The organism is Variovorax boronicumulans (genome assembly GCF_030812215.1).
In the GTDB taxonomy this organism is placed as follows: Bacteria; Pseudomonadota; Gammaproteobacteria; order Burkholderiales; family Burkholderiaceae_C; genus Variovorax; species Variovorax boronicumulans_C.
Genome location: NZ_JAUSSG010000002.1, coordinates 356,479 through 379,708 on the forward strand (window position 1 = coordinate 356,479; position 23,230 = coordinate 379,708).

The following is a 23,230-nucleotide window of genomic DNA, read 5'->3' on the forward strand; positions in this document are numbered from 1 at the left end:
TCAGGTTGCCCGTCCGCTACGGGACTAAGCTCCTCGCCATCGGGACAGGGCGCGTCTTGCCGTCCGTCCCCCCGACATGGAGAACGAACTTGCGCCTGAACCTGATTCTTTTCTGTGGTGGTCTTCTGGCGTTGACGAGCCTCGCGGGCTGTGAAACGACCCGCCACAGCCGAGATCGCGACTACGACTACTACGGCCGTCCGCCGCCGCAGCCCTACTATTACTACGAGCCCGAAGCGCCGCGCGAGGCTCCGAGGCTGAGCGACATGCAAAAGCGCGCGCTCGACAACTGCATCATTCTTCCCACCCGTCACGACCGCGCCCGCTGCCGCGCGACGGTCATGTCCACGGTCCGCTAAAGCAGGCTCTCGGGCACCAGCGGCGCCAGCAGTTCCAGCTTCCAGCGCGCCCAGAAATGCGTTTCGGGCTCGGTGTGAAGGATGGTGTCCGCCGCGTCGCCCGACGCCGGGCTCACCCATTCGATGCCGCCCTTGGGCCCGAGCTGCAACTGGTAGGCGCCGTCCAGGCGGATGAAGCCGATCAAGCTGGTGAGTTGCTGCGCGATCTGCGGGCTGAAGATGAAGATGCCGATCTCGGTGTTGTGCAGCTCCGAGCGCGGATCGAAATTCATCGAGCCGATGAACACCGTCTTGCGATCGATCACCGCCGACTTGCCGTGCAGCCGCCCGCTCGCCGAGCCGTACATGCCGAAGCGCCTGGTCTCCTCCACCCGCTTGGGGCTCAGCTCGTAGAGCTCCACGCCCAGCCGCAGCATCTGGGCGCGGTAGCGCCGGTAGCCGATGTGCACCAGCGATTCGTCGGTGGCGGCCAGCGAGTTGGTCACGATGCTGTAGCTCACGCCGTTGCCGCGGATGATGCGGATCGACTCCATGCCGCCGCGCCCGGGAATCAGGTAGGGCGTGGTCTGCATGATCTCGCTCTGCGCGCCGCGCAGATACCGCCGCACGTTGTAGAGCACGCTGTCGCTCGCTTCGTCGGCCGGCAGGCCGCGGCCTTCCGGTGTCGGCGCGAGCGCCTTGGCCGGCGGGTCGGCATACGCCTCGGCACGCGCCCACACGAGCTTCAGCGTGCCCGCGTCGAGGTCCTTGGCCAGCGGGTTGTTGCCCAGCAGGTCGGTGGAGCCGGGCTCTTCGGGATGCAGCGTCTCGGGCCCGCTGGTGAGTCGGTCGAAAAGCGCACGCAGTTCCTTCGGCGATTCGCTTCCCTTGGCCACCAGCGATTCGATCGGATACACGTACGGGCTGTTCCAGTACATGTCGAACAGCGACGACAGCCGGGGCACGACCGCGCCGGCGACCAGCGTGTCGATGTCGATGAAGTTCGACCCCCCGTCGCGCAGGAAATACTCGTTGGCGATGTTGCGTCCGCCCATGACCGCCATGGTGTCGTCCACCACGTACAGCTTGTTGTGCATGCGGCGGTGCACCCGGTCGAAATCGAACAGCGATGCGGCCCAGCGCGTGCCGAGGCGGTCGCGCCCGGCCGGGAACGGATTGAAGAGGCGCACCTCGACGTTCGGATGCGAGGCGAAGCTGGTGAAGAGCGGGTCGGCGCCCGCGGTGTAGAGATCGTCCACCAGGAGGCGCACGCGCACGCCGCGGTCCGCCGCATCGCGCAGGGCGCGCAGCAGGTAGCGGCCGGTCTCGTCGTTCTGCACGAGGTAGTACTGCACGTCGATGGAGCGCTGCGCGCGGCGCGCCAGTTCGATGCGCGCATGCAGCGAGAACTGCGGCATCGGCAGCAGGCGGAATCCGCTCAGCGGCTCGCCGGGCGGCGCAGCCGCTTTCACGAGGCGGCCGAGCAGGGTCTCCGCGCCGTCGGCGATGGCCGACGAGGGCTTGCGCTGCACGTCGGTGGGCAAGCCCGCGCAACCGGCCATGCAGAGCGCGGCGAAGCCGGCAAGCAACCAGGCCAGCCACCGGGCGCGCGGTTTTTCTTCAGCCCGTGGTGGGTTGTGGGACATGGGAGCGAGAGAGAGGTGGCAGACGCACGAAGCGGAATGCAGGACATCCGCGGCTCGCGGTTTCTACCATGAGCGCGGGACCGTCGCGCGGGCATCGCGCCCTTCGCGTTCGTTGCTCAGGCGCCGCCGGGAACAGTGGGGCCGGAGCCGTCGACCCCCTGGCTGCGCTGTGGCACCCATTGCCGCACGAAGTGGTCCGCCCGCACCGTCGCGCGCTGCAAGGCGGCCTCCCGCGACAGCTGCCGGGTGATCACGAGTGCGCAGCGCGCAATGCCCTGGTGGCGCAGTTCCGCGAGTCCGGCATAGGTGCCGTGCGGCGTGCGGGCGAGATCCATCCAGCACGCCCATCCTTCAGGCACGTGAATGTCGAAGCGTACGGTGTCCATTGTTGGGGTTAGACCTTAGGCGTTTGCCCGATGGTTTCAATAAGTGAAACCCTTGGTATTCATTCACCTCTTCATGGGATGTCGCCAGGTAAAGACTCATGCCAGTGCGCGGCCGCGTCGACTGATTGCGATGCCCGGGCGTTGAGGAAGCATTCGCGCAGACGCCGGCAGCTTCGACCTGACGCGCATGCAGGACGACCGGCTACATTCAGTTCACGGCAGACCTCCCACACTGCATGGACATACGGCAATCACAGAACAGGCCACTCATCATCATGAAAAAACTCGCGCTCATGGCCTTCCTCGGCCTCATGACCTCCATCCCCGCCATGGCGCAGGGCGACTACGTTTATGAAAACGACCGCCGCTACTGCGCCAGTGGCCGTTCGGGCATGGACTTCAACTCCTGCATGTGGCGCCTGCGGAACGACCGCGAACGCGAAGACCGCCGCGAGTACGAGCGGCGTGAATACGAGCAGCGCCGCGAGTACGAGCGCCGCCAGCGCTGGCAGGAACCCGCACCGGTCTACGTGCCCGAGTACCAGCGCCAGCCCCAGTACCAATACCAGCAGGAACGCCCGAAGCTCAGCGACATGCAGCAGCGCGCGCTGGACAACTGCAACCTGCTCGCCCCGCGCGACCAGCCGCGCTGCCGTGCGACGGTGATGTCGACGGTTCGCTGAGCGTTTTCGCGCCGGCCCCGAGCGGGCCGGCTGGCCACATGACGCTCGACCTGTTCGACGATCCACCCCGCGAAGCGCGCGAGCCCCTCGGACCCGGCGCCTTCGTCCTCCCCGGTTTCGCCCTGCCCTTTGCCGACGAATTGCTCTCGGCGGTCAAGGCAGTCGCGCAAGACGCGCCCTTCCGCCACCTCGTCACCCCCGGCGGCTTCACCATGTCGGTCGCGCTCACCAACTGCGGCGCGCTGGGCTGGACCAGCGACCGCCGCGGCTATCGCTACAGCCCCACCGACCCCGACACCGGCAAGCCGTGGCCCGCCATGCCCGACGTGTTCGCGAGCCTCGCGCGCGAGGCCGCATCGGCCGCCGGTTTCGACGGCTTCGCGCCCGATGCCTGCCTGGTCAACCGCTACGAACCCGGCGCGCGGCTCTCGCTGCACCAGGACAAGGACGAGCACGACTACGGCGCGCCCATCGTCTCGGTCTCGCTCGGCATGCCCGCCGTGTTCCTGTTCGGCGGGCACGAGTGCGCCGGCAAGGCCGTGCGCATCCCGCTCAAGCATGGCGACGTCGTGGTCTGGGGTGGTGAAGACCGGCTGCGCTACCACGGCGTGCTGCCGCTGAAGGACCAGCCGCACCCGGCGCTGGGCAGCCTTCGCATCAACCTCACATTCCGCAAGGCCGGCTGACCACGCATGCAGAAGACGACCGAGACGAACGACCCCGGCAACGCGATCCGCGCGCTCTATGCCGCACTCTGGCACTTCGCGGCCGGTGCACGCGGGCAACTGCTCGGCGCCACGGCCCTGCTGGCTTCCTCGCAACTGATCCGCCTCACGCTCCCCTACCTTGCCGGGCAGGCCATCAACGCGCTGCAGCGCAGCGAGTTCACCGGCGCCGGCCGCTGGATCGGCACGCTGGCCGCGGTGTATGTCGGCGCGTGGGCGCTGCACGGGCCGGGCCGCATCCTGGAGCGCAACGTCGGGCTGAAGGTGCGGGAGCGGCTGGCCGACGAGCTCTATGCGCGCATCGCCGCCGCGCCGCTGGCCTGGCACGACGGCCACCATTCGGGCGAGCTGCAGCACCGCGTGCACCAGGCCAGCCGCGCGCTCGCGGACTTCGCGCAGAACCAGTTCATCTGGCTCACCAATGCGGTCAACTTCGTCGGGCCGCTGGTGGCGCTGGCGCTGCTGTCGCGCACCAGCGGCGTGACGGCGCTCGCGGGCTATGTGCTGATCGGCCTCGTGATCGTGCGCATCGACCGCGCGCTGATGAAGCTCGCGCGCGCCGAGAACGATGCCGACCGGCGCTATGTGTCCGCGCTGCTCGACTTCCTGGGCAACGCATCGACGGTGATCGGCCTGCGGCTGCAGGGCGCCTCGCGGCTGTTGCTGCGCCGTCGCATGGCGGCGATCTCATTGCCGCTCAAGCGCACCGTGGTACTCAACGAGGGCAAGTGGTTCGCGGTCGACCTGATGGGCCTGGCGCTCACCTGGGGCCTCGTCGTCATCTACGTCTGGCAGGCGCGCACGCCGGGGCAGGCGGTGATGCTGGGCGCGGTGTTCATGATCTACCAGTACGCGCAGCAGGCGGCCGGCGTGGTGACTTCGGTGGCGGCCAACTTCAGTTTCTTCGCGCGCATGCACACCGACTATTCGAGCGCCGAGCCGATCTGGCAGGCCCCCTCGGGCGACGTGCTTTCCACTGCGCCGGAGCAAGTGCCCGAGCGCGAGCGCATCGATGCCGGTGCGACGTGGGCGCAGCTGGGCGTCGATGCGCTGCAGTGGAAGTACGCGCCGCGCGGTGAACCCATCGCCGACGCGACGGAGCCGCCGCGCAGCGGCCTGCACAACGTGGCGCTGAGCCTGTGCCGCGGCCAGCGCGTAGCCCTTGTCGGCCCGAGCGGCGGCGGCAAGAGCACGCTGCTGCGCGTGCTGGCCGGGCTCTATGCACCGAATGCCGGCACGCTCACGCTCGACGGCCAGCCGGTCGACTGGCCACAGCTGCGCCGCCTCGCCACGCTGATCCCGCAGGAAACCGAACTCTTCGAGGCCAGCGTGCGCGAGAACCTCGCCTTCGGCCAACCCGCGGACGATGCGCGCCTGCTCGCCGCGCTGCACACCAGCACCTTCGACGAAGTGCTGAAGGCCAACCACGGCGACCTCGACACGGCCGTGTCGGAGCGCGGCTTCAACCTCTCGGGTGGACAGCGCCAGCGCCTGTGCCTCGCGCGCGGCGTGCTTGCGGCCGAGGGCAGTTCGCTGCTGCTGCTCGACGAGCCGACCAGCGCGCTCGATGCCAACACCGAAGCGCGCGTGCTCGAACGCATTGCCGCTGCATTCCCCAACGCCTGCGTGATCGCGTCGATCCACCGGCTGAGCCTGCTCGACCGCTTCGACACGGTGCTCCTGATGGAGGCCGGCCATGTGCTCGACCACGGCCCGCGCGACGAAGTACTGGCGCGTCAGCCGCTGCTGCAGCGGATGACGGCGCCCACCTGAAGGCTCGGAAGGTGTGAGGAAACCGGCCGTCGATCGGCGGCGCGCGGATCTGGCGGTAGTTCTTGCCTTGGCCTTCGAGCTACGTCTACATCTGCCCCTGTCCATCGCTGGTGCGGTCGTGCACCCAGCGCACCGCCTGCTGCTCGGCATGGCGCAGCGCCTCCGCTTCCGTGCCGTAGGAGGCGTTGTCCGTGTCGTCGGGCAACTCGATGTCTTCCGGCTTGTCCGATCGGCCCTGGCAGCGCACGACGGGGTGGTAGGTCAGGTCGTCGATCCGTTCCGCGCGGCACAGGAACATCCAGCCCCGGTAGGTGAAGGTGACGAGACGCTCGTCGAGCGGCGGTGATGTGGTGTCCATGGGTGGCCTGTCTTTCCTTGTGATGGCCCTCAATCTGCGACGCCATGGCGATGGTGCGTGTGAGAACCGGCCCACGTCGCGCGTCGGCAGAAGCACCGGATCGGCGGTGGCGGGCTGCGCTACGGTCCGCGAACATCCACATACAAGCACGCTCATCATGGAAATCCTCTCGCTCGTCCAATGGCCGGCCTTCGCCGCTTCCGTCGCCGCCGCGTGGCTGGTGGGGTCGAACGCGAAGGGGCGCCGCAATGTCGGCTTCTGGGTGTTCCTCGCGAGCAATGTGCTGTGGGTGGTGTGGGGCGTGCACACGCAGGCGTGGGCGCTGATCGCGCTGCAGGTGTGCCTGGCTGCGCTGAACGTGCGGGGCCTCTTCAAGACCGAAGAGGGGTGAACCGGGCCGCTGCGCCCCCTGCATGCGCATGCGAATTTTTCCTACGCAGCCACCGGGCAGCGCTGCGCATCGTTGGCTTCCCCACCACCCCACCAGGAGCCCACGATGCCCACCACCAAGCGCGCACAACCCGATGCCTGCAGCCTGCTCGACACCGACCACAAGAACGTCAAGAAGATGTTCACCGCCTACGAAGAACTCATGGAGTCCAAGGCCGCCAGCGCCACGGACAAGAAGCGCGAGTTGGCCAACCAGATCTGCATGGAGCTGACCGTGCATGCGCAGATCGAGGAAGAAATCTTCTACCCCGCCGTGCGCGAGGCGATCAAGGAAACCGACCTGCTCGACGAAGCCGAAGTCGAGCACGCCACGGCCAAGGATCTCATCGCGCAGATCCAGGACGCGACCGACGTCGACGACATGTTCGACGCCAAGGTCAAGGTGCTGGGCGAATACATCGACCACCACGTGAAGGAAGAGCGCAACGAGATGTTCCCCAAGGCCCGTGCCGCCAAGGGGCTGGACCTCGTGGCCATGCGCGAGCAGCTCGCGGCGCGCAAGGAAGAGCTGATGGGCGAACTGATGGGCGAGCCAGCCTGAGCCACGGCGTCGTCCGGCGCCCGGATGTCGGCGCCGGACGACACGGGCGCGCGCCGTGTGTCCTCACGCAGGCGCCGCGCGACGCTCTACGGTGGTTCCAGACGTCACCCAACCAAGGAACCAAGGAGAACCACCATGACCGCCACCACCGGAAACACCAGCAAGCTCTGGGAGCTGATCAAGGACACCCGCTTCGGCATGCTCACGCACCGCCACGCCGACGGCCAGTTGCACAGCCACCCGCTGACCACGCAGAACAAGGATGTCGATGAAAACGCGACGCTCTATTTCTTCGTCCCGAAGGATGGAGAGATCGCGCGGCACGTCGTGACCGACCCGACCGTGAACGTCTCCTACGCCAACACCGACGATGACAGCTACGTCTCCGTCTCGGGCCATGCGGCGCTGCTGGAAGACCCCGCGAAGAAGCAAGCGCTCTTCACCAAGATGGCCAAGGCCTGGTTCCCTGACGGTCCGACCGACCCCAACCTGGGCCTCCTCGCAGTGAGCGTGCTGCGCGCCGAATACTGGGACGTGGGCGACAGCAAGATGGTCCAGCTGTTCAAGATGGCCAAGGCGGCCGTCACCGGCAAGACGCCCGACCTGGGCGAGCACAAGAAGGTCGCCGTTTCCTGATGCGTGCAGTGCTGACGACGACGCCGGCACCGCACCGCTGGCAATTCATCCGGGTCGGGGGCGCCGACCAGGTCATCTTTCGCACAGGCGAAGACATCGCCCGCCTCGGCGAGTTGGACCAGAAGCTGTGGGTCGCCCTCGCCTGCCCGACGCGCGGCATCGACTTCGATGCGCGCACGCTGGACCTCATCGATGCCGATGGCGACGGGCGCGTGCGGCCGCCCGAAGTGGTCGCGGCCTGCGAATGGGTGTGCGCGCGGCTGCGCAACCCGGACGTGCTGCTCGAGGGCAGCGATGTGCTGACGCTGGACGATCTGGACGCGGACAACGCCGATGGCGCGCGGCTGATCGAAGAGGCGCGCCGCCTGCTGCAGATCCAGGGCAAGCCTGATTCGGCCACGCTCACGCTGGCCGACATCGCCGACCGCGGCGAGCTGCTGTCCGCGATGCGCTTCAACGGCGACGGCGTGATCACATCCGAGACGGCGCAGAGCGACGCCTTGGGTGCAACGGTTGCAGAGATCATGCGCACCCACGGCAGCGTGCCCGACCGGCACAAGGAAACACCGGGCGTCGATCGCGCGCGCATTGAAGCCTTCTTTGCCGAAGTGCAGGCTGCGCGCGACTGGCACGCCAAGGCCGACGCGAACGACAAGACGCTGATGCCGCTCGGCGAGCCCACGCTGGCCGCCGCCGACACCACGCGCAAGGTGCAGGCCAAGCTCGACGACTACTTCGCGCGCTGCCGCGTCGCCGCCTTCGACGCGCAGGCCATGACGGCGCTGAACCCCTCGCCCGAAGCCTATGACGCGCTGGGCGCGAACAGGCTCGACCTGAGCGCCGACCCGATTGCCGACCTGCCGCTCGCACCCGTCACGCCGCGCTGCGTGCTGCCGCTGCACGGCAACCGCATCAACCCCGCGTGGGCCGGAGACATCGCCGCGTTCGCCGAGCGTGCCGTCGCGCCGCTGCTGGGCGCGCGCGACGAACTCTCGGAGACGGAATGGCAGGCCGTCAAGCAGCAGCTCGCACCGCTGCAGGCGCTGATGGCCGAGCGGCCCGACAACGCCGCCGCCGCGCTGTCGCTCACGCAACTCGACGCTTTCCTGCAGACGCGCGAGCCCCTGCTCGCGCTTCTTCATGACGACGAAGCCGCCGAGACGCACAACAACCTGCTCGTCGACCTGGAGAAGCTGATCCGGCTGCAGCGCGACCTGGTGGTGCTGCTCAACAACTTCGTGTCGTTCAAGGCCTTCTACCGGCGCGAGGGCGCGATCTTCCAGGCCGGCACGCTCTACCTGGACGGCCGCAGCTGCGAGCTCACGGTGCAGGTGCAGGACACGGCCAGGCACGCCGTGCTGGCGGGTCTGGCGAAGACCTGCCTCGCGTACTGCGACTGCACGCGGCAGGGACAGAAGATGAGCATCGTCGCGGCCTTCACCGCGGGCGACATCGACTTCCTGTTCGTGGGCCGCAACGGCGTCTTCTACGACCGCCAGGGTCGCGACTGGGACGCCACCATCACCAAGCTGATCGAGAACCCGACCAGCGTGGCGCAGGCCTTCTTCGCGCCCTACAAGAAGTTCGTGCGGGTGATCGAGGAGCAGGTCGCCAAGCGCGCGGCCGCCAGCGACGCCGCCGGCCAGGGCACGCTGACGAGCTTTGCGTCCAGGCTCACGACTGCCGACCAGGCCGCAGCGGGCGCGGCCAAGACGCCCGCTGCAGTGCCTCGCACCGCCGGCCGCGTGGACGTCGGCACCGTGGCCGCCATCGGCGTCGCGCTCGGGAGCATCAGCGCGGTGCTGGTCGCCATCTTCGGCAAGTTCGTCGACCTGGGGCAGTGGATACCGGTGGCGCTCATCGGCATTGTCGCGGCGATCTCCGGGCCGAGCATGCTGATCGCCTGGCTCAAGCTGCGCCAGCGCAGCCTCGGGCCCATCCTGGATGCGAGCGGCTGGGCCATCAACGGGCGCATGAAGGTCAACGTGCGGCTGGGCGGCATGCTGTCTCAGACCGCTCGTGTGCCGCCGGGCGCGCGGCGGGTGGCGCGCGATCCGTACCGCGAACGGCACGGCACCACCGGCGTCGCCGCGGCGGTGGTGCTGGCACTGGCGTTCGTCGTGCTGGCCTGGCGCATGGACTGGCTGGACCACCGGCTGCCCGCCGCGCTGCAGCACTCGCCGACCGCAGCAGCGGCGGTGCCGTCGACGCCGTCGTCCTAGCGCCCGGCGGGTTGAAAACGCGCGGGAGCGCCGCCATTTCTTTCGGACTTGCCGACCGAAAGAGGCGCTCCCATGGGCTCACGCGACGAATTCCTTCTCGACTCCTACTCCGCCACCGTCACCCAGGTGGCCCACACCGCCAGCGCGGCCGTCGCGCACATCAAGGTCCGAAAGCAGCCGCAGCGCGGCAATGCCGGCGGCCAGGGCAGCGGCTCCGGCTTTCTCTTCACGCCCGATGGCTTTGCGCTCACGAACGCACACGTGGTCGAGGGCGCGAGCGAGCTGCGCGCGGCCTTCGTCGACGGCACCGAGAGCACCGCCCGGCTCGTCGGCATCGACGCATCGACCGACATCGCGGTGCTGCGCTTCGAGTCGCACCCGAGCGCGTTCCTGCCGCTCGGGAGTTCGGCGGGCCTGCAGCCGGGCCAGCTGGCCGTGGCGGTGGGCAACCCGCTGGGCTTCGATTTCACCGTGACCGCCGGCATCGTGAGCGCGCTGGGCCGCAGCCTCCCCTCGCGCGGCGGCCGGATGATCGAGGACGTGATCCAGACCGACGTGGCGCTGAACCCCGGCAACTCGGGCGGCCCGCTGCTGGACAGCAGCTCGCAGGTCATCGGCGTGAACACGGCGGTGATTCCGTCGGCGCAGGGCCTGAGCTTCGCGGTGGCGATCGACACGGCGCGCTGGGTGGCCGGCGAGCTGATGCGCCATGGCGCGGTGCGGCGCGGCAAGCTGGGCGTGCAGTGCGCGGCCGTCGCGCTGCCGCGGCGCTGGGTGCGCGAGAACGACTGGCCGGTCGCGACCGGCGTGCGGGTCGTCGACGTGGTGGCCGGCTCGGCCGCGGCGCGGGACGGCCTGCGCAGCGGCGACATCCTGGTCGGCTGCGACGGCACGCCGCTCGCGCAGTTGTCGGACCTGCTCAAGCGGCTGGCGGGCGAAGGCTACGGACGCCCGCTGCTGCTCAAGCTCTTGCGGCCGGTGGCGGGAACGCTGACACCGTTCTATCTGACGGTGTCTCCCGGCGGTTAGCGCTGCCGCTCAGAACCGGTCCACGTCGATCACCGCCTGCGCGAAGGCCTCGGGCGCCTCCTGCGGCAGGTTGTGGCCGATGCCGCCCTGCAGCGTGCGGTGCGCGTACTTGCCGGTGAACTTGTTGCGGTACTTCGACGGATCGAGGAAGGGCGCGCCATTGGCATCGCCTTCGAGCGTGATCGTGGGCACGCCGATGGCCGGGGCCGTGGCGAGCCGCTTCTCCAGTTCGTCGTACCGCGCCTCGCCCGGAGCGAGGCTCAGGCGCCAGCGGTAGTTGTGCATCACGATGGCGACGTGGTCGGGGTTGTCGAACGACGCGGCGCTGCGCTCGAAGGTGGTGGTATCGAACTTCCACTTCGGCGATGCCGTCTCCCAGATGAGCTTGGCGAACTCGCGCCGGTACTGGGCATAGCCCGCCTGGCCGCGCTCGGTCGTGAAGTAGTACTGGTACCACCAGTCGAACTCGGCCTTGGGCGGCAGCGGCTTCTTGCCGGCTTCCAGGTTGGTCATGAGGTAGCCGCTTACGGAAACCAGCGACTTGCAGCGCTCCGGCCACAGCACCGCCAGGATGCAGGCGGTGCGCGCGCCCCAGTCGAAGCCGGCGATGCTGGCCTTCTGGATCTTGAGCGCGTCCATGAGGGCAATGATGTCGAGCGCCACCGCCGACTGCTGGGCATTGCGCACGGTGCTGTCCGAGAGAAAGCGCGTGGAGCCGTGGCCGCGCAGGTGCGGAACGATCACCCGGTACCCCGCCGCAGCCAGGATGGGCGCGACGTCGACGAAGCTGTGGATGTCGTAGGGCCAGCCGTGCAGAAGAATGGCGACCGGGCCGTCGGCCGGGCCGGCTTCGGCATAGCCGATGTTCAGGAGCCCCGCATCGATCTGCTTGATGGCCGCGAACGAGGTGTTGCCTCCGGTCCTGCCCGGCGACGGTGCCGGCTTCGAGGCGACGGTCTGCGCGCCGGCGCTCCCCATGACGCCGAACTGCGCGGCGGTGATCGTTGCGGCTGCCGCACCGAAAAAGATGCGGCGGTGGCGGTTGATTTCTTCGGACATCGGTTTCTCCATTGCGTTTGCGATGGAGTCAGTGGAACCGCGCGGTGTATCTGCGATGTGTCCTCGAACCGGGGGATTTGAATGCCCGTGTACGCAGCGGGCGGGTAGATACAGTGGGCTACAAAACTTGCGGGCCGCGTTGCACAGGCCCGGGGGATTCGGCGTCAGGCGTCAGGTGCCGGGCTTCGAGTTCCGCTCGCGGATGAAGTGGCCGACCCGGAGCCTGACGCGCTCCATGGCAGCGTCCAGGCTGCTTTGCGGGGTGATCACGAGCACCCATCGGGGATCGCCGCCGAAGCTCAGGCTTGCCATGCCGACATAGCTCCCGGCGGGTGTCTGCGTGAGCTTGAAGGAGCCGGTCCAGTGCTCCGGCAGGTCGATGGCAAAGGGGGTTGCTTTCATATGAGGGGGTCGAGGGTAGTGGCATGCCCCCGCGCCCCCAAGGAACTATTACCAGAGCGGCAATAAATTCAGCAGACCTGCTTGATTGCGGCCGGACTGAAATCGCATTCCATGCGCTGTTCGACATCGCACGCGGACACTGCCCGCGGTAGGAGCCCTCCCGCATCACAAAGCGCCATTGGCCCCCCGCATCCGTCACGGACGGCGCACACAATGGCACGCCTCACTGCACGAGCCCTCGCCCGCATGACCCTCAACGACCTGTCGCCCCGTCTCGAACGAAATCTCTGCACGCTGGGCCTCAGCGCACTGGGCCTCAGTGCACTGCTCGCGCTGTCGGCCTGCACGGGCACCACCGAAGCCAAGCGCCAGGCCGACAACAGCACGCCGCCGCCCACCGACTGCACCGCCTGGGTCGGCGCCGACCGCAACGCGATGCTGCCCGGCTACCTGCTGCACCAAGGCCCCAAGGGCACGGGCAGCACCGTCTGCGTGCCGCTGCTGCTCACGGCCAACCCCACGCCGAAGAGCTACGCGGGCGGCGACTATCACATCAGCGAATTCACCGACGACAAGCTCAAGGCCCGCTGGCGCGCCTGCAAGGAAGATGCGGCCTGCTTCAAGCGCATCAACGCGCAGATGCAGCGCTGGCTGCCGCCGAACAAGGAGCGCGCCACGCGCTCCACCGGCGTGGTCGATCCGTCGGGGAAGATCAATCCCGACGGGCAGGTCGACCTGAAGCAGATCCGCCGGCCCGCCTTCTTCGCGAAGGCGCCCTACCGCGAAGGCATTGCCGAAGCGGAAGGCCGCACCTACACGGTGGAGTTCACCGTGCCGCCCGATGCCTTCGAACGCATCGACCTCAAGAAGACCGGCGACATCAAGCTGCGCGGCTGGTACATCGAAGGCGCCGGCGTGGACGACGGCAAGGGCCACAAGGTGCGTGCGTTGGCGATCATGGCGCCGGGCGGCGGCGGGCAGCTCACGGCGATCCAGCATCCGGACGAAGTCTCCTACCGCATCGACGACAAAACGGGCAAGACGACGCCGGTGCAGTTCCCCAACGCCACCACCGAGACCATGGGCCAGCGCTGGTGGCGCGAGAACCTTCATGCGCTGAACCAGGCGGGTTTCGATGTGCTGGCCTACGACCGGCGTGGCGAAGGGATCTCGGGCGGGTTCAGCGACACCAACACGCTGGAGCAAGGCGAAGACGTGTTCCGCACGCTCGGCCAGCTGGAAGACGGCCGGGGCCTGCGCATGCTCACGCCCTCGGGCGAAGTGCTCGAAGGCACCGCCGCGCGCGGCCGGCTGCTGGCCGGCATGAAGGCCAACGAGATTCCGCTCCTGCTGGGCGGCTACTCGCGCGGCTCGATGTCCACCGCCTGGGCGATGACCACCAACTACGTCGCCTCCTGCAGCTTCGACCTGCCGGAAGTGAACTGCGCCAAGCCCCGCGGTCTCCGGAACATCCGCGGCGCGATCCTGCTGTCGTCGTTCGCGAGCGGCGCAGGCTATGTGGGCGATGCGCCCGATCTCGCGGACCGCAACCTGTTCCTGGGCGGCATGGCGGCGGACCACCACATCCTTTTCTATCCGAACTCGGCCCCGCTCGCGGGCATGGACCGCTGGCCCTCCGCCTTCTTCGGCAAGGGCCTGTGGGACCGCGCGGAAACGCTGGAGGGCACCGTCGCGGCCTACAACCGCATCCGCGGCGTGAAGGAAATCGTGCTGGCGCGCGGGCCGCATTCGATCGAGACCTGGCCCGAGTCCGACCGCCGCTACCTGCGCGAGCGCATGGTGGCGTATGCGAAGGTGGCGGTGATCGGCGGGCGCACGGTGCCGGGTGCGCGGCCGTGGAAAGACTTCAAGGGGCTGGTGGCGACCACGCCGGATTCGTGGGAGCCGTCGTCGAAGCCGAAGACGACCACGCCACCTACACTGGCCCGATGACCACCAAGTACCTGCTGCTCCCCTTCTGCGCACTCGTTCTCACGGCCTGCGCGCAACCCCAGCCACAGCCCGAGCCGCCCCGGGTCGGCATGGCGAACCCGGCGTCGGTCTACTGCCAGAAGCTCGGCGGCAAGACCCTCATGAAATCGAACGACAAGGGGCAGTACGGCATCTGCCAGTTGCCCGATGGCACGCAGATCGAAGAGTGGGCGCTGTATCGGCGGGATCACCCCGCGAAGTAGAACGGCGCTTCGTCAGTTCAACCCCGCCACCGGGTAGCGCCGCCACCCGGGCTCCGCATGGCGCTGGCCGTGCCCAAAGATGTAGCCGAGCACTTCGCGCGGGTCGGAGAGCTTGTCGGGGTTGTTCTTCTTCCATGCCTCGAAGCCGGCTTTCAGCGCCGGCTCTTCTTCCAGCATCCGGTGCGCCGTGTCTTCGAACACGTAGGCCGAGAAGTTCTCTTTCTTTTCGAGCACGCTGTTGAAGAAGCCCCAGCGGAAGAAGCTGTCGTGGGCTTCGGGTTCGAGCGTCTCGACGATGTAGCGGGCCTTGGGCTGGTCGAGCGAAATCCACACGTCGCCGGCGCGTGCGTGAATGGTTTCGGTGTGCGGAACGAGCTGCACTTCGTCATGGAACATGTGCCCTTCGTATGGGCCGGGGCGTGGGGCCGCGCGCTGGATGCGATAGACGCGGGCGCTCTCGAAGACCTCGTCCTGTGCCAACCGTCGAAACAGCACGCCGTTCCATTCCAGCCGTTCGATCACTTCGCGCCAGGCCTGCGGAACCAGATAGGCCTTGGGCGCGCTGGCCACGGCGTCTTCCACGAAGCGGTCGAAGTACGGGATGTCTTTTTCCCAAGGCTGGTTGCGGTCGTAGGCAAGGCGCTGGTAGTTGCCCAGGCTGCTCGGCGAGTAGACCGCCTCGTACCCCTTGAAGCGAAAGCTGTTCGGCCGGCTCTGGTCGGAGCGCCAGGACAGCGGCCACTGCGCCTGCTGTGCGGCACCCGCCTTGGCCTCGTTGCGAAGCGCCTGGATCTCCGCCGCGTGCGCCACAGTGAAATCCAGCACCACCTCGACCAGCGTCCGCATCGCCGCGACCCGGTCGGCGTAGGGCTTGAGCATGTGCGTCTCGGGCATGAAGCCGATGGTGTGATGCAGCGCCGCGTAGCCGGTGGAAAAGCGTGGCGTATCGAGGAAGTCGGCAATGCCGTCGTCGGGTGTCTCGGCCACGCAGTTCACGTACGGGCAGGTGGGCCATCCGCGCTCGCCCATGCCGCCGTAGATCGCCGGCAGCATGCGGCCGCGCAGGAACTGGCCGAGGCCGCCGCCGAGCTTGTCGGGCTGGGTCGGGATCAGCGTCATCGTGTAGGCGTAGTCGGCACCGTTGGAGGTGTGGGTGTCGACCATCACGTCCGGGTCCCACGCGGTGAAGAAGCGGTTGAACACCTGCGCGGCGAGGCTGTCGCACTTGATGAAGTCGCGGTTCAGGTCCAGGTGCCGCGCGTTGCCGCGAAAGCCGAACGACTCCGGGCCCAGCTGGTTGACGCGGGATGTGCTTTGCCGGTCGAGGCAGCCGTCCACGTTGTAGACCGGAATGAACAGGAAGACCGTATTGCCCAGCGCAGCGAGCCGCGCGGGCTCGGTGCAGAAATCGCGCACCAGCGCCATGCAGACGTCGATGCCCTCGGGCTCGCCCGGGTGGATGCCGTTGTCGTTGAAGAAGACCGGCCGGCCTTGCCGCTGCAAGGTCTCGCGGTCGAACTGCGCATCGGCGGTGACGATGCCCGCGTGCATCGGAATGCCGTTGTCCGAGGTGCCGATCTGCGTCCACCGCAGCACCGAGGGAAAGTCCTTCGCGAGCCGTTCGTAGAAGGCGACGCATTCGGCCCAGGTGGTGGTCTGGTTGTGGTTGCCGGTTTCGTAGGGTGTGCGGTACTGGGGGTGTTGCTCGACAGGCATCGGGGAAGGCTCCGTTGATCGAAACCGATTCTGCATCGACGATCGCGTGTCTTCCACGGGCATCTCGCAAGGAACATCCATGGCTCCCTCCTCTTCCCTCGTTCGCGCCGCGCTCCTGGCCTGCGGCTCGATCCTCGCCGTCGCCGCGCACGCAGCCGACTACACCGGCCCGATCTTCGACGCCCACCTCCACTACAACGAGGAGGCATGGAACGGCAGCAGCGGTCCGTTTCCGCCGCCCGACGCGCTCGCGCGCATGCAGCGCAACGGCGTGCGCGCCATCGTCGGCAACTCGCGGCCCAACGAAGGCACGCGCACGCTCGCGGCGCTGCGGGAGACGCGCGAAGCCGGCGTCACGGTCGTGCCCTTCGTGCGCCTTTATCGCAACCGCGCCGACTACACCAACTGGTTCCGCGACGAGACCATCTACGAAATGGTGCAGACCGAGCTCGCGCGCGGCACCGCCAGCGGCCCCTACCGCGGCATCGGCGAGTTCCACCTCTACGAGAGCGCCAATGCCAACGGCCCGGTCGCCAGGAAGTTGATGGTCCTGGCCGAACAACGCCAACTCGCCGTGCTCGCCCACGTGGACGACGAGGCGGTCGACCTGCTGATGGCGCACTCGCCCACGCAAGGCCGCGAGCTGCGGCTGATCTGGGCGCACACGGGCATCGGCGGCGCGCCCGTCGCGCGGGTGCGGCAGCTGCTGGAGCGCTATCCGAAGCTGATGGGCGAGCTGTCGTACCGCCCGGGGCTCACCTGCGAGGGCGGCAAGCTGTGCGCGCCGTGGCGCGAGCTGATCCTGGCGTTTCCCGACCGTTTCCTGGTCGGCTCCGACACCTGGGTCAACCAGCGCTGGAGTTCCTACGACGAGACCATGCAGGGCTACCGCAACTGGCTCGGCGACCTGCCTCCGGCCGTGGCGCAGCGTGTGGCGTGGGGGAATGCGGCCGGGCTGTTCGGGGTGCGATAGTCCGACGAAACCAAGGGTTTACCCGAACTCACGGTTACACTGCGCATCACCTTCTTACATGAGCAGTGGGTCCTGTCAGGTTCTGCAGAGGCTTCAACTGCTCGACACCTGTCCAATGTCCTCCCTGAAAACCTCCCTTCACCGCAGAGACGCGATCAAGCGCTTTGCCGCCGCGGGCGCCGCGCTCGCACTCCCCGCCTTCGCCCAGCCCGCACGCATCGTGCTCGGCCAATCCGCCGCGTTCAGCGGCCCCGCAGAGCAACTGGGCCTGCAGATGAACCAGGGCGCGCGCATCTACTTCGACGCGCTCAACGCCACCGGCGGCGTCAACGGCCGCACCATCGAACTGCGCACGCTGGACGACGGCTATGAGCCCGAGCGCTGCAAGGCCAACACCGACAAGCTCATCAAGGACGATGTCTTCGCCCTCTTCGGCTACGTCGGCACGCCCACCTGCATGGCTGCGATGCCGCTGGTCGATGCGGCAAAGATCCCGTTCTTCGGCCCCTTCACCGGCGCGGAAGCATTGCGCGATCCGTTCCGCAAGACCGTGTTCCATGTGCGCGCCTCGTACGACGACGAGACCGCGCTGATCGTCAAGCAGCTCACCTCGCTCGGCATCCGGAAGATCGCGGTGTTCCACCAGAACGACGCCTACGGACAGGCCGGACTCTCGGGCGTCCTCAGCGCGCTCAAGCCCATCGGCCTGGCGCCGGTTGCCATCGGCACCGTCGAGCGCAACTCGGTCAACGTGAGCAAGGCGGTGAAGGACATCATGGCCGCCCAGCCCGCCGCCGTGATCCAGGTGGGCGCCTACAAGGCGTGCGCGGCGTTCATCCGCGAAGCGCGCAAGGCCGGCTACGGCGGCACCTTCTTCAACGTGTCGTTCGTCGGCACGCAGGCGCTGGCCGACGAGCTCGGCAAGGAAGCCCGCGGCGTGGTGATCAGCCAGGTCATGCCCTCCCCGTTCTCCACGAGCACCGCGATCTCGCGCGAGTACGTGGAGGCCGTGCGCAAGGCCGGCGGCGACGCCAAGCCGAACTACTCGAGCATGGAAGGCTACGTGGCGGCCAAGGTGTTCGCCGAAGGCCTTAAGCGCGCCGGCAAGCCGGCCACGCGCGACTCGCTCATCGCCGGGCTCGAATCGATGCAGAACACCGACTTCGGCGGCTTCCACGTCGACTTCAGCGCGCGCGACCACAAGGCGTCGAACTACGTCGAGCTGTCGATGCTCACCGAAGACGGCAAGGTCCGCCGCTGACCTTGACCAACGCCTGCTAGCGCGTCGCGCCAGCGGGCTCCCGCGTGTCCACCGCGCGAGTGATCTTCTGGCCCAGCGCCAGCAGCGGCGCGCTCAGTTCCGCTGCCACGTCGCTCGATGATTCCGTGGACGACACGCTCACGTTCAGCACGTAGCCCCACGCGGACTCCAGCTTCAGCGGCGCGGCCAGCGCCACCACCTCGGGCTGCCATGAGGCGGCGCACCAGCCCCGTTGTGCGACGCTCTCGATGGCCTTGTCGATGTCCTTGCGCAGCCGGGGCCAGTCGGGTCTTCGCGCGGCGAAGTCCGCGAACAGCGCCTCGCGCGCGTCGGCCGGCGCCACGGCCAGCCAGGCGCGTCCCAACGAGGTCAACTCGATCGGCACGCGCTGCCCGCTCACCACGTTGCGCAGCGACGCGCGGCGGTTGTAGCGGATCGATTCCAGGTAGACCATCTCCGACCGGTCGGCCACCGCCAGGCCGACATTGATGCGCAGCTTTTCGGCCACCGTGCGCATCAGCGGCGCGGCGGCCTGCAGCACGACCGAACCGGTGCGCATGGCGTGCGCCAGGCTCAGCACCGGCGCAGCCAACCGGTAGGCACGCGCGCTGCGGTCGTGCGCCAGCATGCCCGCCACCACCAGCGTCTGCGTGAGGCGGCTCACGGTTGCAGGCGAAAGACCGGTGCGCTCGGCGATCTCGCTGTTGCCCAGCAAGGCGGAGCCGGGCCGGAAGGCGCGAAGGATTTCCATGCCCCGTTCGAGCGAACGATTGAGCGTGCTTGCCATGGTGTCGTCTCCTTGATTTCTCATTGGCGCGGACTGCCGTTCATTTCCACTGAGTGGAATTGAGCCGGTGCGCCGCGGGAGTATGCGACCTAAGCTGAAGGCTCGCTTCAAACCCCTACAAAGAGAGAGACAGACATGCCGACATTCACATCCATCCGCACGCTGGCAGGCACGCTCGCGTTGTCGCTGACCGTGCTCGCGCCGCTCGCGACGTGGGCCGCCTTTCCCGACAAGCCGCTGCGCATCGTGGTGCCTTTCGCGCCCGGCGGCGGCACCGACGCGATCACGCGCACGCTCGGCGTCGGCATGTCCGAGGCGCTGGGCCAGCCCGTCATCGTCGACAACAAGCCGGGCGCCGGCACGATCATCGGCAGCGACTTCGTCGCCAAGAGCGCGCCCGACGGCTACACGCTGGTCATGGCAACGTTCGCGCATGCGGTGAACCCCGGGCTGCAGCCGAAGATGCCCTACGACACCGACAAGGCCTTCGCACCCGTGGCGCTGATCGGCGTCTCGCCCAACGTGCTGGTGGTGCGCACCGACAGCCCCTACAAGACCGTCGCGGACCTCATCGCCGCAGCCAAGGCGAAGCCTGGCAAGCTGACCTTCGCGTCGCAGGGCAACGGCACCTCGGCGCACCTGGCGGGCGAGCTCTTCAAGAACCTCGCCAAGGTCGATCTCACCCACATTCCCTACCGCGGCGCGGGCCCCGCCATGACCGACCTCCTGGGCGGCCAGGTCGACATGATGTTCGCCACCGCGTCGGCAGTGCGCCCCTTCGTCGACAGCGGCAAGATGCGCGCGCTCGGCGTGACCACCGCGCGCCGCTCCCCTGCCTACGCCAGCGTGCCGACGCTCGCGGAAGCCGGCGTGCCCGGCTATGCGGCCGAGAGCTGGTACGGCCTCTACGTCGCGGCAAAGACGCCGAAAGAAGTGATCGACCAGCTCAACGCCGCGGTCAAGAAGGCCGTCAAGACGCCGGCCTTCGCGAAGCAGACCGAATCGGAGGGCCTCGCCGTCGACGTCGGCGCGCCCGCCCAACTCGACACCTACGTGCGCGCCGAGGAAGTGCGCTGGCGCAAGGTCGTCAAGGACAACCACATCACCACAGACTGAGGAACATTTACATGAGCACCACACCCGACACGGCACCGTCGCTGATCGAACTGGAGATCAACGCCGGCATCGCGACCCTGACGCTGAACCGCCCCGAGAAACGCAACGCCATCACCGACGGCATGCGCAGCGACTTCATCGCCGCGCTCGAGAAGATCGGCGCCGACAACACGGTGCGCGCGCTGGTGCTGACCGGCGCCGGCAAAGGCTTCTGCGCCGGCGGCGACGTGGCCGGCATGCAGCGGCGCATGGACGCGCCCGCGGGCGAGGTCGGCTTCAACGGCTGGAGCCGGCAGCAGCGCGTGCACCACTCGGTGTCGCTGCTGCACACGATGCCCAAGCCGGTCATCGCGGCCGTGAACGGCGGCGCCAACGGGCTGGGCGCGGACATGGCGATGGCCTGCGATTTCGTGCTGGCCTCCGATGCCGCCAGCTTCGCGTGGAGCTACATCAAGCGCGGCCTGATTCCGGATGGCGGCGGCATGTACTTCCTGCCGCGGCGCGTGGGGCTCTCGCGCGCCAAGGAACTGATCTTCACCGGCCGCAAGGTCGAGCCCGATGAAGCGCTGCGGCTCGGCATTGCCGACCGCGTGACCAGTGCGCAGAACCTGCTCGCCGACGCGCATGCATGGGCGACCGAACTGTCGCAAGGCTCGGCGGCGGCGATCGCGCTGGGCAAGTCGATCCTCAACCAGAGCTTCGAATCGCCGGCCGAACAGGTGTTCGCCAAGGGCAGCCAGGCGCAGGGCATCTGCTACACCACGCAGCAGCATCGCGATGCGGTGCTGGCGTTCCTGAATGCGGGCAAGGAGAAGGCGGCATGAGCGCCCTCCTGCCCGACAACGCGATCGCACGGTTGATGAAGCCACGCAGCGTGGCCGTGATCGGCGCCTCGGCCGATCCGACGAAGACCGCGGGCCGCCCCGTCGCCTACCTGACGAAGCACGGCTTCGGCGGCGCGATCTATCCGGTGAATCCGCGCGCTGACGTCATCGGCGGACTCAGGAGCTACCCCGACGTGCAATCGCTGCCCGAGGCGCCCGATGTCGGCATCGTGCTGCTGGGCGCCGAGCGCGCGCACGAGGCGGTGCGCGAACTGGCCGCGCGCGGCACGGCGGCAGCCATCGTGCTGGCCAGCGGCTACACCGAGGTCGGCGCGGAAGGCGCGCGCCGCCAGCAGCAGTTGCTGGAGGCCGCGGGCGGCATGCGCATCCTGGGTCCCAACACCATCGGGCTGGTCAACCTCACGGACCGCATCACGCTCTCGGCCACGGGCGCGCTGGAGATGCAGGACTTCGAGGCCGGCAGCATCGGCGTCGTGTCGCAGAGCGGCGGCATCCTGGGCGCGCTGCTCTCGCGCGCGGCGGCGCGGGGCATCGGGCTGTCGAAGCTGATCTCCACGAGCAACGAAGCCGACCTGGACATGGCCGACTTCATCGACCACCTGGCGGACGACGAGGCGACCTCGGTGATCGCGCTCTACATGGAAGGCGTGCGCAACCCCGCGAAATTCAAGGCCGCGGCGCTCAAGGCCGCGCGCAAGGGCAAGCCGGTCGTCGTGTTCAAGGTCGGGCGTTCCGAATCGGGCGCGGCCGCGGCCGTCTCGCACACCGGCGCGCTCGCAGGCGCAGACCGCATGTACGACGCGCTGTTCCGCGAAGTCGGCGTCGTCCGCGCGCAGACGTTTTCCGACCTGCTCGACCTGCCCGCCGCGCTGGTCACCGGCCGGCGCCTTGCGGGCCGCCGCGTCGCGGTGCTCACATCGACCGGCGGTGCGGGAACGCTGGTGGCCGACAGCCTCGGCACCGCGGGCTTCGAGACGCCGGCGCCCGACGAAGCGACGGCCGCTGCGCTGCGGGCACTGCAGTCCGGCGACCACGGGGTGCTGGACCGCAACCCGATCGACGTCACGCTGGCCGGCCTGCAGCCGGCGCTGCTGCGCGGCGCGATCACCTCGCTGCTGGCGAGCCCGAGCTACGACGCGGTGGCGGTGATCGTCGGTTCCTCGGGCCTTGCGATGCCCGACCTGATGGCCAGCGCCATCCACGACAGCCTGCCGGGCAGCGACAAGCCGCTGGTCGTGTTCGTGAGCCCGCATGCGCCCGGCATCGCGAGCTTGCTGAACCGGCGCGGTGTGCCCGCCTTCATGGCGCCCGAAAGCTGCACGAGCGCGCTCGCGGCGATGCTGGAAACAACGCGGTGGAAAGAGCCCGTGGCGCGAGGCGCCGATACGGCCGTTACCGCCCGCATCGACGACCTGCCCGATGGACCGTTGAACGAAGCCGAGGCGAAGAATCTCTTCACGCGCTTCGGCGTGCCGTGTGTGCGCGAGCGCATCGTCGGCAATGCCGAGGAGGCGGTCGCGGCGGCGCGTGAACTGGGCGCAGGCAAGGTCGTGCTCAAGATCCTGTCGTCCGAGATCACGCACAAGAGCGATGTCGGCGGCGTGGCCGTCGGCGTCGCGCCCGACCGCGTCGGCGAACGGCTCGAGCGCATGGCCGCCGAGGTGAGCGAACGGGCCGGCGTGCGGCCCGAGCAGTTCCTGGTGCAGGAGATGGTCGAAGGCGGCGTGGAACTGATCCTCGGCTGCCATCGCGACCCGCTGGGCTCGGCCGTGCTGCTGGGCATGGGCGGCGTCACGGCCGAACTGCTCAAGGACACGGCGCTGCGCATGGTGCCGCCCGGTGGATTGAGCCGCGACGAAGCGCTGTCGCTCGTGCACGCGCTGCGCACCTGGCCGCTGCTCGACGGGTTCCGGGGGCGCAAGCTGGCCGATGTCGATGCGCTGGTGTCGGCGATCGTCGCGTTTTCGCGAATGATCGACGCGCTCGGCGAGCGGCTCGTCGAGGCGGAGATCAATCCGGTGTTCGTGCTGCCGAAGGGAGAAGGCGTGCGTGCGGCGGACGGGGTGGCGGTGCTCGCACGCGGGTGACC

General features: G+C 68.4%; 23 protein-coding genes. 16 read left to right on the forward strand and 7 right to left on the reverse strand.

Annotation, left to right across the window (positions count from 1 at the left end; genetic code table 11):
• The first annotated feature begins 89 nt into the window (after positions 1-89).
• The gene (locus J2W23_RS07920; RefSeq protein ID WP_176656089.1) at positions 90-359 is read left to right on the forward strand and encodes a hypothetical protein; all 270 of its coding nucleotides are present in this window, start codon (positions 90-92) and stop codon (positions 357-359) included.
• On the opposite strand, the gene J2W23_RS07925 is transcribed toward J2W23_RS07920, so the two are convergent.
• Positions 356-1,984, reverse strand: a complete 1,629-nt coding sequence (locus tag J2W23_RS07925) for a phospholipase D family protein (protein ID WP_176656621.1) — start codon at positions 1,982-1,984, stop codon at positions 356-358. The genes J2W23_RS07920 and J2W23_RS07925 overlap by 4 nt on opposite strands.
• 116 nt (positions 1,985-2,100) lie before the next feature.
• The gene (locus J2W23_RS07930) at positions 2,101-2,370 is read right to left on the reverse strand and encodes a hypothetical protein (RefSeq protein WP_307648319.1); all 270 of its coding nucleotides are present in this window, start codon (positions 2,368-2,370) and stop codon (positions 2,101-2,103) included.
• Between the two features lie 275 nt (positions 2,371-2,645).
• On the opposite strand from J2W23_RS07930, the gene J2W23_RS07935 reads away from it, so the two are divergent.
• The 3 genes from J2W23_RS07935 to J2W23_RS07945 are packed head-to-tail and all read left to right on the forward strand — an operon-like array spanning position 2,646 to position 5,551.
• Entirely contained in the window at positions 2,646-3,053 is a 408-nt protein-coding gene (locus J2W23_RS07935; RefSeq protein WP_176656619.1) for a hypothetical protein, read from the forward strand.
• A gap of 38 nt (positions 3,054-3,091) precedes the next feature.
• The gene (alkB, locus tag J2W23_RS07940; protein WP_307648320.1) at positions 3,092-3,739 is read left to right on the forward strand and encodes a DNA oxidative demethylase AlkB; all 648 of its coding nucleotides are present in this window, start codon (positions 3,092-3,094) and stop codon (positions 3,737-3,739) included.
• A 6-nt stretch (positions 3,740-3,745) separates the two neighbouring features.
• On the forward strand, positions 3,746-5,551 hold the full coding sequence (locus J2W23_RS07945; protein WP_307648321.1) for an ABC transporter ATP-binding protein: 1,806 nt from the start codon (positions 3,746-3,748) through the stop codon (positions 5,549-5,551).
• A gap of 85 nt (positions 5,552-5,636) precedes the next feature.
• On the opposite strand, the gene J2W23_RS07950 is transcribed toward J2W23_RS07945, so the two are convergent.
• Positions 5,637-5,909 carry a hypothetical protein gene (locus tag J2W23_RS07950; RefSeq protein ID WP_176656616.1) on the reverse strand — a complete coding sequence of 91 codons (273 nt, stop codon included), beginning with the start codon at positions 5,907-5,909 and terminating at the stop codon, positions 5,637-5,639.
• Between the two features lie 157 nt (positions 5,910-6,066).
• On the opposite strand from J2W23_RS07950, the gene J2W23_RS07955 reads away from it, so the two are divergent.
• From J2W23_RS07955 to J2W23_RS07975, 5 genes are all read left to right on the forward strand, one after another.
• Entirely contained in the window at positions 6,067-6,300 is a 234-nt protein-coding gene (locus J2W23_RS07955; RefSeq protein WP_176656615.1) for a hypothetical protein, read from the forward strand.
• A 105-nt stretch (positions 6,301-6,405) separates the two neighbouring features.
• Positions 6,406-6,900, forward strand: a complete 495-nt coding sequence (locus J2W23_RS07960) for a hemerythrin domain-containing protein (protein WP_176656614.1) — start codon at positions 6,406-6,408, stop codon at positions 6,898-6,900.
• A gap of 135 nt (positions 6,901-7,035) precedes the next feature.
• Entirely contained in the window at positions 7,036-7,536 is a 501-nt protein-coding gene (locus tag J2W23_RS07965) for a pyridoxamine 5'-phosphate oxidase family protein (protein WP_307648322.1), read from the forward strand.
• The gene (locus J2W23_RS07970; protein ID WP_307648323.1) at positions 7,536-9,758 is read left to right on the forward strand and encodes a hypothetical protein; all 2,223 of its coding nucleotides are present in this window, start codon (positions 7,536-7,538) and stop codon (positions 9,756-9,758) included. The genes J2W23_RS07965 and J2W23_RS07970 overlap by 1 nt, the downstream gene beginning before the upstream one ends.
• A 72-nt stretch (positions 9,759-9,830) precedes the next feature.
• The gene (locus J2W23_RS07975) at positions 9,831-10,787 is read left to right on the forward strand and encodes a S1C family serine protease (protein WP_176656611.1); all 957 of its coding nucleotides are present in this window, start codon (positions 9,831-9,833) and stop codon (positions 10,785-10,787) included.
• A 9-nt stretch (positions 10,788-10,796) separates the two neighbouring features.
• On the opposite strand, the gene J2W23_RS07980 is transcribed toward J2W23_RS07975, so the two are convergent.
• A complete protein-coding gene (locus J2W23_RS07980; protein ID WP_307648324.1) occupies positions 10,797-11,846 on the reverse strand; it encodes an alpha/beta hydrolase in 1,050 nt (349 codons plus the stop codon).
• Between the two features lie 171 nt (positions 11,847-12,017).
• Positions 12,018-12,248, reverse strand: coding sequence for a hypothetical protein (locus J2W23_RS07985; protein ID WP_176656609.1), 231 nt, complete (start codon positions 12,246-12,248; stop codon positions 12,018-12,020).
• 246 nt (positions 12,249-12,494) lie between these two features.
• On the opposite strand from J2W23_RS07985, the gene J2W23_RS07990 reads away from it, so the two are divergent.
• Both J2W23_RS07990 and J2W23_RS07995 read left to right on the forward strand, forming a co-directional pair.
• A complete protein-coding gene (locus J2W23_RS07990; RefSeq protein WP_307648325.1) occupies positions 12,495-14,201 on the forward strand; it encodes a hypothetical protein in 1,707 nt (568 codons plus the stop codon).
• Positions 14,198-14,443, forward strand: a complete 246-nt coding sequence (locus tag J2W23_RS07995; protein ID WP_176656607.1) for a putative hemolysin — start codon at positions 14,198-14,200, stop codon at positions 14,441-14,443. Before J2W23_RS07990 ends, J2W23_RS07995 begins: the two co-directional genes overlap by 4 nt.
• Positions 14,444-14,455: 12 nt before the next feature.
• Here J2W23_RS07995 and J2W23_RS08000 read toward each other — a convergent pair whose 3' ends face one another.
• Positions 14,456-16,159 carry a M14 family zinc carboxypeptidase gene (locus J2W23_RS08000; protein ID WP_307648326.1) on the reverse strand — a complete coding sequence of 568 codons (1,704 nt, stop codon included), beginning with the start codon at positions 16,157-16,159 and terminating at the stop codon, positions 14,456-14,458.
• 79 nt (positions 16,160-16,238) lie between these two features.
• Here J2W23_RS08000 and J2W23_RS08005 point away from each other — a divergent pair, with 79 nt between their 5' ends.
• Positions 16,239-17,132 carry an amidohydrolase family protein gene (locus J2W23_RS08005; RefSeq protein WP_307648327.1) on the forward strand — a complete coding sequence of 298 codons (894 nt, stop codon included), beginning with the start codon at positions 16,239-16,241 and terminating at the stop codon, positions 17,130-17,132.
• 115 nt (positions 17,133-17,247) lie between these two features.
• Complete coding sequence (locus J2W23_RS08010; protein ID WP_307648328.1) at positions 17,248-18,393, forward strand: ABC transporter substrate-binding protein; 1,146 nt, start codon at positions 17,248-17,250, stop codon at positions 18,391-18,393.
• A 16-nt stretch (positions 18,394-18,409) separates the two neighbouring features.
• Here J2W23_RS08010 and J2W23_RS08015 read toward each other — a convergent pair whose 3' ends face one another.
• Entirely contained in the window at positions 18,410-19,180 is a 771-nt protein-coding gene (locus tag J2W23_RS08015; protein ID WP_307648329.1) for an IclR family transcriptional regulator, read from the reverse strand.
• 135 nt (positions 19,181-19,315) lie between these two features.
• Here J2W23_RS08015 and J2W23_RS08020 point away from each other — a divergent pair, with 135 nt between their 5' ends.
• The 3 genes from J2W23_RS08020 to J2W23_RS08030 are packed head-to-tail and all read left to right on the forward strand — an operon-like array spanning position 19,316 to position 23,228.
• Entirely contained in the window at positions 19,316-20,296 is a 981-nt protein-coding gene (locus J2W23_RS08020) for a tripartite tricarboxylate transporter substrate binding protein (protein ID WP_307648330.1), read from the forward strand.
• 11 nt (positions 20,297-20,307) lie between these two features.
• Positions 20,308-21,120, forward strand: a complete 813-nt coding sequence (locus J2W23_RS08025) for an enoyl-CoA hydratase/isomerase family protein (protein ID WP_307648331.1) — start codon at positions 20,308-20,310, stop codon at positions 21,118-21,120.
• The gene (locus J2W23_RS08030; RefSeq protein WP_307648332.1) at positions 21,117-23,228 is read left to right on the forward strand and encodes an acetate--CoA ligase family protein; all 2,112 of its coding nucleotides are present in this window, start codon (positions 21,117-21,119) and stop codon (positions 23,226-23,228) included. The genes J2W23_RS08025 and J2W23_RS08030 overlap by 4 nt, the downstream gene beginning before the upstream one ends.
• Positions 23,229-23,230 lie beyond the last annotated feature (2 nt).